Origin of the sequence: Streptomyces sp. Y2F8-2, from assembly GCF_014905555.1 — a bacterium.
Classification (GTDB): domain Bacteria; phylum Actinomycetota; class Actinomycetes; order Streptomycetales; family Streptomycetaceae; genus Streptomyces; species Streptomyces cynarae.
Genome location: NZ_BNGS01000008.1, coordinates 70,332 through 82,714 on the forward strand (window position 1 = coordinate 70,332; position 12,383 = coordinate 82,714).

At 73.1% G+C, this 12,383-nt stretch carries 12 protein-coding genes; 6 read left to right on the plus strand and 6 right to left on the minus strand.

The window, feature by feature from the left end; genetic code table 11:
- Nucleotides 1-24: 24 nt before the first annotated feature.
- From SY2F82_RS25830 to SY2F82_RS25840, 3 genes are all read right to left on the minus strand, one after another.
- On the minus strand, nucleotides 25-954 hold the full coding sequence (locus SY2F82_RS25830) for a hypothetical protein (RefSeq protein ID WP_200421552.1): 930 nt from the start codon (nucleotides 952-954) through the stop codon (nucleotides 25-27).
- A 283-nt stretch (nucleotides 955-1,237) separates the two neighbouring features.
- Complete coding sequence (locus SY2F82_RS25835; RefSeq protein WP_236041787.1) at nucleotides 1,238-2,359, minus strand: HoxN/HupN/NixA family nickel/cobalt transporter; 1,122 nt, start codon at nucleotides 2,357-2,359, stop codon at nucleotides 1,238-1,240.
- Between the two features lie 110 nt (nucleotides 2,360-2,469).
- Entirely contained in the window at nucleotides 2,470-2,748 is a 279-nt protein-coding gene (locus SY2F82_RS25840) for a ribosomal protein L7/L12 (RefSeq protein WP_200421554.1), read from the minus strand.
- A gap of 142 nt (nucleotides 2,749-2,890) precedes the next feature.
- Between SY2F82_RS25840 and SY2F82_RS25845 the strand changes: the two genes are divergently transcribed.
- Nucleotides 2,891-4,735 carry an alkyl/aryl-sulfatase gene (locus SY2F82_RS25845; RefSeq protein WP_200421555.1) on the plus strand — a complete coding sequence of 615 codons (1,845 nt, stop codon included), beginning with the start codon at nucleotides 2,891-2,893 and terminating at the stop codon, nucleotides 4,733-4,735.
- 16 nt (nucleotides 4,736-4,751) lie between these two features.
- On the opposite strand, the gene SY2F82_RS25850 is transcribed toward SY2F82_RS25845, so the two are convergent.
- Nucleotides 4,752-6,095, minus strand: coding sequence for a helix-turn-helix transcriptional regulator (locus tag SY2F82_RS25850; RefSeq protein ID WP_200421556.1), 1,344 nt, complete (start codon nucleotides 6,093-6,095; stop codon nucleotides 4,752-4,754).
- Nucleotides 6,096-6,483: 388 nt separating this feature from the next.
- On the opposite strand from SY2F82_RS25850, the gene SY2F82_RS25855 reads away from it, so the two are divergent.
- Nucleotides 6,484-6,696 (plus strand): hypothetical protein, encoded by a 213-nt coding sequence (locus SY2F82_RS25855; RefSeq protein ID WP_200421557.1) that lies wholly within the window; start codon nucleotides 6,484-6,486, stop codon nucleotides 6,694-6,696.
- A 78-nt stretch (nucleotides 6,697-6,774) separates the two neighbouring features.
- Here the strand turns inward: SY2F82_RS25855 and SY2F82_RS25860 are convergent, their stop codons facing one another.
- Nucleotides 6,775-7,914 carry a hypothetical protein gene (locus tag SY2F82_RS25860; RefSeq protein ID WP_200421558.1) on the minus strand — a complete coding sequence of 380 codons (1,140 nt, stop codon included), beginning with the start codon at nucleotides 7,912-7,914 and terminating at the stop codon, nucleotides 6,775-6,777.
- Between the two features lie 382 nt (nucleotides 7,915-8,296).
- Nucleotides 8,297-8,932, minus strand: a complete 636-nt coding sequence (locus SY2F82_RS25865; protein ID WP_200421559.1) for an NAD(P)-dependent oxidoreductase — start codon at nucleotides 8,930-8,932, stop codon at nucleotides 8,297-8,299.
- Between the two features lie 105 nt (nucleotides 8,933-9,037).
- On the opposite strand from SY2F82_RS25865, the gene SY2F82_RS25870 reads away from it, so the two are divergent.
- From SY2F82_RS25870 to SY2F82_RS25885, 4 genes are all read left to right on the plus strand, one after another.
- A complete protein-coding gene (locus SY2F82_RS25870; protein WP_236041788.1) occupies nucleotides 9,038-9,526 on the plus strand; it encodes a hypothetical protein in 489 nt (162 codons plus the stop codon).
- A 159-nt stretch (nucleotides 9,527-9,685) separates the two neighbouring features.
- Nucleotides 9,686-10,591 (plus strand): hypothetical protein, encoded by a 906-nt coding sequence (locus tag SY2F82_RS25875; protein WP_200421560.1) that lies wholly within the window; start codon nucleotides 9,686-9,688, stop codon nucleotides 10,589-10,591.
- Between the two features lie 136 nt (nucleotides 10,592-10,727).
- Entirely contained in the window at nucleotides 10,728-11,147 is a 420-nt protein-coding gene (locus SY2F82_RS25880; protein WP_200421561.1) for a hypothetical protein, read from the plus strand.
- Between the two features lie 176 nt (nucleotides 11,148-11,323).
- Nucleotides 11,324-12,376: an endonuclease/exonuclease/phosphatase family protein gene (locus SY2F82_RS25885; protein WP_200421562.1), complete on the plus strand. Its 1,053-nt coding sequence runs from the start codon at nucleotides 11,324-11,326 to the stop codon at nucleotides 12,374-12,376.
- Nucleotides 12,377-12,383 lie beyond the last annotated feature (7 nt).

Sequence of the window (12,383 nt, forward strand, 5' to 3'; positions counted from 1 at the left end):
TGGTTCAGCGGACGCCCGGAGGCGTCAGGCGCGACCGCGGGTCGTACGGCGCCGGGCGGCGACCGCGATGCCCGCACCGGCCGCGACGAGGGCCGCCGCGCCCGCGGCGATCGGCAGCGCGGTGCTGCCGCCACCGGTCTCGGCGAGGCCGCCGGGCGGGGTGGACGTGCCGCCGTTCGGGGTGGGCGCCGGAGGCGTGCTCGACTCGCCGGTGGCGGGCGGGGTCGAGACGGAGGCGGACGGAGAGGCAGGCGTCGCCGGGGTGACCGGGGCCGACGCGGGCGGCGTGGTGGCCGGGGCCGACGCGGGCGGGGTGGTGGCCGGGGTGCTCGGCGGCTGGGCCGTGCAGTCCTTCGTACCGCCGTTCCAGGACGCGATCAGCTTGTCCTTGATGACCGGGCGGTCCGGGCCCTTGGGCACGTCACCGTGCTCGAAGCCGTCCTGCGCGCCGAGGTTCCCGTCGAACTTGACCTTGCCCCGGTAGAGGTCGATCTGCGCGAAGCAGCCGGCGTCCGGCACGGAGATGTCGAGGGAGTCGGTCTCGCCCTGCTTCACCGTCACCGAGTCGAAGTCGTGGAAGACCTGCAGCCCGGACGTGTTGAAGGTGGCGCCGTGCGTGCGGTACGAGGCGAGGGAGGCGGTGCAGGTCGCCGCGTCGCCCGCGGCACGCACCTTGATGTGGACCTTGCCGTCCTCGGTGGGCTTCAGGTTCTGGTCGTCCACCCGGACGGAGTCGGTGAACGCGTTTCCGTCCAGGGAGAACTGGCAGTGGTCGGCCTCGGTGACGGTGCCAGGCCCGTTCCCGGACGCGTACGCGCGGCTCCCCTGGTCCCAGCCGCCACCACCGGGCGTACCCGAGGCCCAGGCGGCACCCCCGGTGACGGCGGTGAGGGTGAGCGCCGCGGCGCCCGCCCCCAGCAGACGGCGCACGGTGACACGTCTCGTGTCGGACATTCGGTCCCCCATCTTGACGGGCCGGACCCGGCCGACGGCAGCGGGCAGCACGAAGCCGCCGGGACCGTGGCCGGGAAGAAAGTGGTCGAGAGAAACAAGCGGCTCTTTCGTCACATGAGCCAGCGCGAGCACATATTCGATCACGGTGACGACACTGTCAACCTCGTTGAAACCACCACGAGTTCAGAATGCGATCACGTTTCGGCCACATCAGGAATGACACGATCCGCTAGGCGGCGGAATCGCGCGAGAAGCACCCGCCCCGCGGCGCTCGTCCGGGTGCTCACTCCACCGCCTGTTCCACCGGCTGCGGCTCCGGCCGGGCCAGTCCCGCCGTCCACTTCTCCTCGATGCGGCCGACCTTCCACACCACCAGCGCGAGCACCCAGGTGGCGAAGAAGAGGCCGACGATCACGAAGCCCAGGGTGTTGAGGTCGACGCCGGCGATCCAGTCCCAGAAGGCCCCGTGCAGGCCGAGCTTCTCGGCGAGCAGGCCGAGCAGTTCCGTCGTGCCGATGATCAGTGCCACGGCCACGGACAGGCCCGTGATGGTGAGGTTGTAGTAGACCTTGCGGACCGGCTTGGAGAACGCCCACCCGTACGCGAAGTTCATGAACGACCCGTCGATCGTGTCGAGCAGCGACATGCCGGCCGCGAACAGGACGGGCAGGCACAGAATCGCGTACCAGGGCAGCCCGGAGGCCGCACCCGAGCCGGCCAGGACGAGGAGCGCGATCTCCGTCGCCGTGTCGAAGCCGAGGCCGAAGAGCAGGCCCAGCGGGTACATCTGCCACGGCTTGGTGATCGACTTCATCACGCGGCCGAGGAGTCGGTTCATGAAGCCGCGGTTGTTCAGCTGCTCCTCCAGCGCCACCTCGTCGAACTCGCCCGACCGCATCTGCCGGAACACCTTCCAGATGCCGGCCAGGATGACGAGGTTGATCGCGGCGATGACGTAGAGGAACGTGCCGGAGACCGTCGTGCCGATGAGGCCGGTCACGTCGTGCAGCTCGGAGTTGTCGTCGCGGACCGGTCCGGCCAGCGTCCTGACGCCGAGCGAGAGCGAGAGCGCCAGTCCGAAGACGACGCTGGAGTGGCCGAGCGAGAACCAGAACCCGACCGACAGCGGCCGCTGCCCCTCGCTCATCAGCTTGCGGGTGGTGTTGTCGATCGCGGCGATGTGGTCCGCGTCGAACGCGTGCCGCATGCCGAGGGTGTACGCGGTCACGCCGATGCCGATGCCGAACGACTTCTCGCCGATGGTGTAGTGCTCGGGCGCGACGATCCCGACGAGCGTGAACCACCCGATGACGTGCAGGGCCAGGACGAACGCGGCCATGCCGCCCAGCCGGCCCCACTCCTGCCGCGTGATGGACAGGCGCATCCGGGAGGAGGACGGAGGCATGGAGTGGGGCCTTTCTGCTCTGGGTGCTGCGCGACCCACTTTCATGCAGCCGAGTTCTACTTGCAAGAAAGTCGCAGTAAAGCCTGCGCGGCCGCCCGGCCACGCGGCACCTAGCCCATCCGCTCCACGGCCTCCTTCGCCTCCTTCAGATCGGCCCCGGTGATCTCGCGGTACACCTTGATGGCCTGGATGTTCTTGCCGTCCCGCAGCAGGGCGGCGACCCGCTCCAGGTCCGGGTCGCCCTGGTGGAGCCCCAAGCGGTCGAGGACCAGGTCGAGTTTCCGCTCGACCCGGGCCATCCGGCGATCGGTCCGTTTGATCCTCGCCTCGACCCCCGCGAAACCGGCCAGGAGCAGGGCGAACACCATTAAAAAGATCAGCATGTCCATGCCCGGCATCCTAGGAGCGGGCCTCAGCGGAAGTGCGGCCGGACGCGCGGGACGTCCCGGTGCGGTCGCTCACACGGCACCCGGCACCTCGAACGGTCCCCCACCGCTGGCCCGCCGTCCGCCCCGGCCCCAAGCTGGCCGCATGGACGCCCCGCCCCGTGACGGCCTGCCGCCCTTCGAGGACCGGACCGACCTCGAGAACGCCGACCGCGGTTTCGTCGCCGCCCTGGAGCCGGGCGTGGTGACCGACCGGGACGGGCGGGTGGTGTGGGACGCGGACGCGTACCGGTTCCTGGACGAGGAGTGCCCCGGCACCGCGCATCCGAGCCTGTGGCGGCAGTCGCAGCTGTGCGCGCGGCAGGGGCTGTACGAGGTGTGCGAGGGCGTCTACCAGGTCCGCGGCCTTGACCTGGCCAACATGACGCTCGTCGAGGGCCGTGCCGGCGTCGTCGTCGTCGACCCGCTCATCTCCGCCGAGTGCGCGGCGGCCGCCCTCGCCCTGTACCGGCGGCACCGCGGTGAGCGGCCCGTGACCGCGCTGATCTACACCCACTCCCACGTCGACCACTTCGGGGGCGCCCGCGGGGTGCTGCCGCGCGAGGCGGAGGCGGGCGTCCCGGTGCTCGCGCCGGCCGGGTTCCTTCAGCACGCGGTCAGCGAGAACGTGTACGCGGGGCCCGCGATGTCCCGCCGCGCCGGCTTCATGTACGGCGAACGGCTGGCGAAGGCGCCCGACGGGCAGATCGGCACAGGCCTCGGCCTCGCCATGTCCACCGGCACGGTCACCCTCGTCCCGCCGACCGTCCACATCACCCGCACCGGGCAGACGGAGACCGTGGACGGCGTGCGCATCCTGTTCCAGCTGACGCCGGGCACCGAGGCTCCGGCCGAGATGAACTTCCTCTTCACCGAGCAACGCGCCCTGTGCCTGGCGGAGAACGTCACCCACACCCTGCACAACATCCTGACCCTGCGCGGCGCCGTCGTCCGGGACGCCCGCCTCTGGTCCCGCTACCTCGACGAGGCCATCGACTTCTTCGGCGACGGCTACGACGTGGCCTTCGCCTCCCACCACTGGCCGACCTGGGGGCACGAGAGCGTCGTACGCCTGCTGGCGGAGCAGCGCGACCTGTACGCGTATCTGCACGACCAGACGCTCCGGCTGCTCAACAGCGGTCTGACCGGCCCGGAGATCGCGGAGGAGCTGCGGCTGCCGCCCGTGCTGGAGGACGCCTGGCACGCACGCGGCTACTACGGGTCCCTCAGCCACAACGTCAAGGCCGTCTACCAGCGCTACCTGGGCTGGTACGACGGCAACCCCGCCCACCTGTGGGAGCACCCGCCGGTCGCCCTCGCGCGGCGGTACGTGGAGGTGGCGGGCGGTCCGGAGGCGACGCTCGCGGCGGCCCGACGGTACGTGGAGGCCGGTGACCTGCGCTTCGCCGCGACCCTGCTCAACCACCTCGTCTTCGCCGACCCGGGCGACGAGGAGGCGAAGCAGACCCTGGCAGGGGTGTACGAACGCCTCGGGTACGGCGCCGAGAACGGGCCCTGGCGGAACATCTACCTGACCGGCGCCCTGGAACTGCGCGAGGGGGCGAGCGCCCCGGCCGTCACCCCGGACACGCCCGAGCTCACCTCGGAACTGACCGTGAGCATGCTCCTCGACGCCCTCGCGGTGCGCATCGACGGGCCGCGCGCGGCCCAGGAGCCACGCCTGATCATCGACCTGGTGGTGATCGACGAGGACCGACGCCACCGGATCAACCTCGAGCACGGCGCGCTCACCCACCGCGGCATGCCGCTGCACCGCACCCCGAAGCCGCACGCGGGACTGACGCTCACCCTGACCCGCCCCGAACTGCTCGGCCTGCTCGCGGGCCACGGCCTCGCCGGCATCGAGACGGAAGGGGACCGGGGCCTGCTCAAGCGCCTGTTCTCCTACGTCTCCCGGCCGGACCGGGGGTTCCCGATCGTCACCCCGTAGACAGGGCCCAGGGCTGTCACAGCGGCGGCTGGGCGGGGGCCGGGCCGAGGGTCGTCGTGCCGGGCGCGGTGCGGTGGCCGAGTCCGGTGCGGTAGGCGTCCAGGGCGGCCTCCACCCGGCCGGTGCGGCGCAACAGATCGCCGAGCAGCCGGCACAGGTCCGCGAGGTCGCCCGCGGCGCCCGCCCGTTCCAGCAGGCTGAGCGCGCGCACGTAGTGCTCCTCGGCTGCCTCCGTGTCGCGCCCGTCCTCGGCGATGATGCCGAGGAGACGGTGCGCGGCGGCGGAGTGCACCGCGCCGCGCTCGGGTCCGATGTCACCGAGGACGTCGCGCAGCAGCCGAGCGGCCTCGGCGGACCTGCCGCGCCGGTGCAGCACGTCCGCCAGCTCGACCGCGACCTGGCTGCTGTAGAGGGCGGCCCGCTTCTCCGACAGCATGGCGAGGGCTTCGCGCAACTCGCGCTCCGCACGCTCCAGTTCGCCGTTCTGCGCGTACAGATAGCCGCGCATCCAGTGGCAGTTGGCCAGCTCGGTGCGGATCTGCAGCTGCCGGTACAGCTCGGCGGCCTTGGCGAGGTTGGAGTCCGCCTCGGCCAGGCGCCCCTCGGCCAGCAGCGTACGCGCCACGGAACGGTGCATGCGGGCCACCAGGGCCGGGTCCTGGACCTGGGACGCCAGCGCGAGGGCGAACTCGGCCGCCTGAGCCGCCCTGGCGTGCGCTCCCATGTCCATGTACGGGCCGATGGCGCTCGCGTAGAGCAGCAGCAGGGCGTCCGGATCGTGCAGTCCCGAGCGGTTCAGCTCGTCGAGGGTGGTCTCCAGCAGGTAGCAGGCGTAACGGAGTTCACCGGCGAGGTAGTGCGAGACGGCACGGCCGCGCAGTGCCGGGACGCGGGCCGGCAGCGGTGCGTCGTGCAGGCACTTCTCGGCCCGCTCGAAGTACTGCCGCCCCGCGACCAGGTCGCCCAGCTCCATCGCGCACTCGCCGAGCCCCAGCAGGGCGGCGGCCCGCTCGGCGGTGAGCCCGTGCTCCTCGGCCTCGGCCAGCAGCGCGGCGTACTGCTCGGCGGCCACCTCGGCCTCACCGGTGGCGAGGGTGCGCTGGGCGTCGGTGAGCCTGAGCCGCAGCCCGGTGGCGAGGTGGGCCGGACGCCCGGTGGCCAGCTCGTCGAACGCGACCCCGAGCCGCTCGGCGAGATGCCTGAGCGCCTCGTCGGAGGGGCGGACCCGGCCGGCCTCCAGGGTGGAGATGTACGCGGGCGTGTAGGCCGGCTCGGCCAACTGCCGCTGGGTCAGTCCGCGTTCCCGCCGCAGCCGCTGCACCCTGCGCCCGATGGTCTCCGGGTCGTCCCGCTCCGCCATGGGATTCATCATGCCAGTAAGCCCACTTACCAATGAGCAGTTACTGACTACTCGTCAACCTTCTGTCGGCACATGCCAACCGGTCTGATCCTCTTCCCCGGCACCCGCCCCAGCCCCTAGCTTGGAAGAGGCATTAAACGTGCTTAATCCGCGGTTGTCATTGCGAGGTCGGTTGCCGTGCCCCCACGCCCTTCCGTGCACCACGGACACATATCCGCGCGTCGCGTCAGAGGGTTCGGCGCGGCCGTCGTCGCCGTGGCCGCCCTGGTCACCGCCGCCAACGCGGGCCCGGCCCGGGCCGCGGAACCCCGGCAGCCGCTCCCCGCACAGGCGGCCCCCCGTGGGCTCACTCACCCCGGAGACATCCCGGGCCGCCTACGCTGACCCCGTGAGCTCCCCCGCCGCACGCACCGCGCCGGACCTCACCGCCGACATCCCGCTCGCCGACCCGGCGGACTGCCACCGGATCCTGCACCGCCATCCCGAGCTGTCCCGGCGCGGGCACCGGACCGCGGGAAAGCCCGCCGACCGGCTGCGCGCGGCCCGGGTACGCGACGACCGAGTCGGGGGCGCCGGCCCACTTGCCGGTGGCATGCTCTGAGCCCGCTGACGACCCGACGGCTCCCACCGGGTCGCGTACGCGGCGAACGCGGCCCGGCCTTCCGGCGGCCGTCGGTCGCTACCCCGGCACGCGCTGCGACTGCCTGAGTTCCTCGAGGTGCTGACGGACGTGGCGGAGCGCTCCCTCACGGCGCCCCGGTACCCGTTCGCGCAACTCCGCAAGGGCGGGGCCCAGTTCGCGGGCGCGGGCCGCGTCGGTCATGCGGCCCCACTGGTGGTGGGCGCGGTCGACGGCCGCCTCCACCGCCGGGTCCTCGGGGGACTGGCCGGCCGCGAGGCGGGCGGCGGCGACCGTCAGCCAGGTCTCGCAGCTGCGGCCCGCGTCGCCCGCGAGCATCGCGAGGTCGGCGCGGACCTCCATCCAGTGCAGCGCCTCCTGCGAGCCGGGCCCGTGCTGCCGCAGCGCGGCCTGTTCCCACTGTGCGGCCAGCGCGGCGGCCTCCGTGTGCCGGCCGTCCTGGACGGCTGCAGTGAGGGCGGCGTGGGGGTCGGGGGGCGCGGCCGGATGAGGGGGTGGCGCGGGAACGGGCTGCAGGCTTCTCCGGACGGGAAGCTGCGCCGGCGGCTGGTACGGGGCGAGCAGTATGTCCCCCCGCGTGCCGTCGTCCGCGTAGGCCCGGGTCACCGCCTGGTGGTGGAGGGTGGCCGGGTCGGGGCGGTGGCCGCTGCGGAGCAGGGTCGCAACGGCCTTCATGTAGGTGGGGGTGGCGAGCGCGCGGCGCGGGGGCGGTGGGGCGACCCGGCCGTAGAGGGTGACGGCGGGGCCGCAGTCGGGCGCGACGCCGCGCAGGTGCTGCCAGGTCTCCGGATCCGCGTGCAGATCGGCGAACACGGTCGTCGCACCGGGCGGGCGCAGCCTCAGCTCCTCACGGAACCAGTGCCAGGGGAAGCCGGTGTAGCGGACGGTGGCCGGGGTGGTGCGGGCCAGCGCCAGGTGCGGCAGGTGCTGGCGGCGGTCGAGCTGGAGCTGCCCGGTGAGGAACACCGTCAGCGGGACGGGGGCGGCCGCGGCGGCCCGCAGCCGGGTGAGGACGGCCTGCGGCTCCAGCGGGTCGGCAAGTTCGACGACGTTCGCCGTGTCCGTGCCGGAGAGCACCGGCGGGGCGACGGCCGCGAGCACCGGAAGCACGGAGGCCGCGTCCACCAGGCATCCCTTGCCCGCCGGCGAGGCCGCGAGCAGCAGCACGGTTCCGGGCATCGTTCCCTCCCCCATCGATGTACGTCAGCACCGTAACCTCTGCGCCTGCAAAGGGGCGACGGAGTCCGGCGAACGCTCAGCGGGCGACGGACGGGCGGGGCCGGACCGCGAAGATCGTCGTGTCGTCGGCCAGACGGCCGCGGCAGGGGGCAGGGTGCCGTCGCGCACCAGCGGGACCAGGCGGGCGGGGTCCGCCGCGCGCGGGTCCTCGGCCACCGGCGCGCGGGCCCAGCCGTGGGGTGTCCTCTCGCCGGCGTACGGCGCCGTCCTCTTCCCTCCGGCCTTCCTCCGGTCGGTCGTCGGGGGCTCGTCTCGTGCGCACCGGACCTGCCTGCGGTTCGCCAGTGTCGTCAGTCCGTCGGTCGCGCGCTTCGTCAATTCGTCAGTACGCCACGGACATGCGGGCGCGTACATGGGCGCCCTGTTCCAGTTCGTCGAGGAACGCCGCCGCGTAGTCCTCCGCGCTGATCCGGCTGCGGCCCTCCGCGTCGGTCAGCAACTGTTCGCCTCCCACCCGGAAGCGGCCCGTGCGCTCCCCGGGGGCGATCTCGGCGGCGGGGGAGACGTACGTCCAGTCCAGGTCGTCCACCGTGCGGTAGAAGTCCAGGGCCGTGCCGTGCGTCAGCGCCTCCGCCCGGACCGCCTCAGGAAAACCGGGCTGGTCGTACAGCGCCTCCCCGGGCGCGACCTCCAGGCTGCCCGCGCCGCCGACCACCATCAGCCGCCGCACTCCTGCGTCCCGGGTGCCCTGCACGATCGCCCGGTTGATCGCGAGGAAGGGCTCCTCCGGGTCCGTGCCGTCCCGGGGCGGTGCGCACGCGCTCACCACCGCGTCCGCCCCCCTCGCCAGCTCCGCGACCTTCGCCGGATCCGACGCGTCCGCCGCCGTCGCGGTCACCCCCGGCACCGGCGACCGGCCGGAGCGGCTGACGGCCGTCACCCGGTGTCCGCGCCGCGTCGCCTCCGCGGCGATCCGGCTGCCCACCATCCCGGTCGCGCCGAACAGGACGATCCTCATGAGCCCCAGCGAAACATGCTCCGAAAGCCCTCGCATCCCGACTTGCCCGCCGCCCCCGCCAGGGTGTGCCCTGGTGTGCAGGGGCGAGGAGAGAGGAGTGCTCCCATGGCTCACGCGGCACCCGCATCCAGGACCCCGCACCCACCCGCCACCACCTCCCGCGCTCTCGTCCCGGCCCATCGGCCGCCGGACCTCTTCGACCGGCGCGTGCACCGCCTCGGACGGCTGGCCGTGCCGCTCGCCATCGGCCTCCTCTACGGCTACTGGGCCGCGGCCAACCGTCGCCAGGGCGGCCCCATCACCGGCTGGAACCTCGTGTTCGGCTTCGCCTGCACGATCGTCTTCACGGTGCTGTGCTCCGCCCTGTTCGTCATGACGCCGCGCCTTCGGCGCGGAGCGCACGCGGCGGTGTGGGGCGCGTTCACGGGCATCACGCTCGGCTTCCTCTACATCCAGACCAATGTGAGCGTGCTGCACGCGGCGGGTCTGGCGCTCGTGGTCGCGCTGGCCGTGTTCCTGTTCGACTGCTACCGCTACTCGACGTTCTCCCACTACGCCGCGCACGCGGACGGCGAGGGCCGCCCGGCCGGCTGACCCGTCCGCGGACGCCGTCGCGCGGGCCCGGCGCCGAGGCCCCCACCGGCCCGGCCGGCCGGGACCGCGCCCGTCCGTGGTCACGCGCTCCGCCGTCCCGTCCACCCGTTTGCAGGCGGTCCGCTCGCGCGTCGTCCGTGCCGACGTTTCGCTGGTGGCGTGTCCCGACGTGTTCGCAGCGTCCTGTCCGCCGTACTGGTCGGCCTCGCGTGTCTGCTCGCACCGCTCGGCGTGCTCGCCGCGTGGGCGAGGTTCGGCATCGAGGACGCCGACCGCTACGCGGCCAGCACCGCCCCGCTCGCCTCCGACGCCGAGGTCCGCGACGCCATCGCCGGTGCCGTCACCGACGGCATCATGCGCGAGGTGCGCGTCAGCCCGCCCCTGCGGGGCTCCATGCACGCCTTCGTCCACGACGCGGTGCGCTCGTTCACGGACACGGAGGCCTTCCGCGCCGCCTGGGACACCGCGAACCTCAGCGCGCACGACGCCGTGATACGCGCGCTGCACGACGACGACCGCGGCGACGGGCCCGTCACCCTCGACCTCGCTCCCGTCACCGAGCGCATGAAGCAGCAGCTCGCCGACGATCATGTGCCGTTCGCGGGCCGCATCCCCGTCACGCACACCGAGATCACGCTGCTGCAGTCGCAGGACCTGACGAAGCTCCGGAAGGGGTTCCACGTGCTCGAATTCGCGGGCTTCTGGCTTCCCGTCGCCACCGTGGCCTTCTCGGTGACCGGCATCCTGGTGGCCGTCTGCCGCCGCCGCGCCGTGCTGGCGACCGGCCTCGGCACCGCGCTGGGCGCGGCCCTGCTCGGGGTCGCGATCGCGGTGGGGCGCCGCATGACGCTGGCGGACCTGCCACCGGACGTCTCGCACCCGGCGGCCGGCGCGGTCTACGACGCGCTCACCGAGACCCTGCGCCTGGTCTCCTGGGTGCTGCTCGGACTCGGGCTCGTGGTGGCCCTGGGCGCCTGGCTCACGGGCCGGTACGTGCGGCGCCGGCGGGCGTCCGAAGAGCCCGCACCGGTTCCGGCGGAGCGACCGTCGCAGGTCCAGGCCTGACGCGGTCCGCGGCGGCACCCCCCGCGCCGAGCGGCCGCGGGAGTTCTCACTCACCCGTTCGGACCGCTTCACCCTGCGGCGCACCCTCCTCGGGGCGAACCTGCGGGGGAAGGCCCCGTCCCTAGGAGGCATCCCCATGGCCCAGCACACCGCATCCACCCCGCACGCCAGACAGACGGCGTGGGCCACCGGCGGCATGGCGTTCGCCGGGGTCCTGATGATGGTCGGCGGCATCGTCGGCGTGCTGAACGGCATCGCCGGCATCGCCACGAACAACGTCTACGTCCGCGTCGGCGACTACGTGTACCAGTTCAGCCTCGCCACGTGGGGCTGGATCCACCTGATCGTCGGCGCTCTCGTGGCGATCACGGGGTGGGGCGTCCTGCAGGGCCTGGAGTGGGCCCGCTGGGTGGGTGTGGGCCTGGCGGCCCTCTACATGATCCTGTACTTCATGTTCCTGCCGTACGCCCCGATCTGGTCGATCATCGCCATCGCGATCGGCGGCTTCGTGATCTGGTCCCTGGTGACGGTACCGCGCACGGAACGGGTTCCGTAGCTCCCCGGTGGCCCCGCACTCTCCCGTGGACCCGTGGCTCTCCCGTGGACCCGCGGCTCTCCGGTAGCACCTCTTCCGCACCGCCTCTTCCCTCTCCACGTCGGCAAAATCCCCCGCAACTCCCCGTCTTGAGGGAGGATTCGGGCATCCGGTCCACCGGGGGAAGGCGGCGGCGCGTGGAGACGACGATCGTGGCGGGGGACCCGCAGGCCGAGGTGCGGCGGCGGTCCCGGGGGCAGGTCGCCGGGGCCTGGTGCGGTGGGGTCGTGCTGGCCGGAGTGAGCGTGGTCGTCGTGTGCCGGGCCGCCGGCACCGACGGCGTCACCCCCGTGCCCCAGTTGCTCGCCTTCCTGCCCTGGCTGCTCGTCCCCGCCGCCCTCGCCCTCCTCCTCACCCTGCTCGCCCGCTGGCGCACCGGAGTGCTGTGGGGCGCCCTGACGCTCATCGCGCTCGCGTGGTTCACCAAGCCGTACGGCGGCGAGGCGGAACCCACCGGCACTCCGCTCGCCGGCCTCCGCGTGCTGACCTCGAACGTCGAGTTCGGTCGCGGCGCCCCCTCCCTCGTTCCCGCGATCCGCCGCACCCGTCCGGACATCGTGTTCGTCGAGGAGTGCGAGTACCGCTGTTCCGCCCTCCTGGAGCGCGCCTTCGGCGGCCTGCACGGCACCTACCCCTACCGCAGGGCCGTCGACGGCAGCGGCTCGGACGGCTCGGTCGTCCTCAGCCGGTTCCCGCTCGGGCCCGCACCCGGTGTGCCGGGCACCATGGGCATGCCCGGCGCCCTCGCCGTCGTCGACGGCCACCCGGTGCGCCTCCAACTCGCCCACCCCATGCCCCCGCTGCCCGGCCGGCTCGCGCTGTGGCGCCGTGAACTCGGGGAGCTCCGCGTCTACGCGGCGGCCGGTCACGGGGGCCCGACCGTCCTCGCCGGCGACTTCAACGCCACCGAGGACCACGCCGCCTTCCGCCGCATCCTGAGCACCGGCCTGCGCGACAGCGCCCGCCTCGCCGACCACGCCCGTACGCCCTCGTGGCCCGCCCGCACCGCCCCGCCGTTCGGCGCGCAGATCGACCATGTGCTGGTCTCCCCGGACTTCTCCGTGGACTCGGCCCGCTTCCTGCACATCGCCGACACCGATCACCGCGCCCTGGTCGTCGACCTCACTCTCCACGAGTCCGGCCCGCACACAGAGCGCCGAACAGCCCAAAGGGGCACCCGTACGCATTAGCGATAAT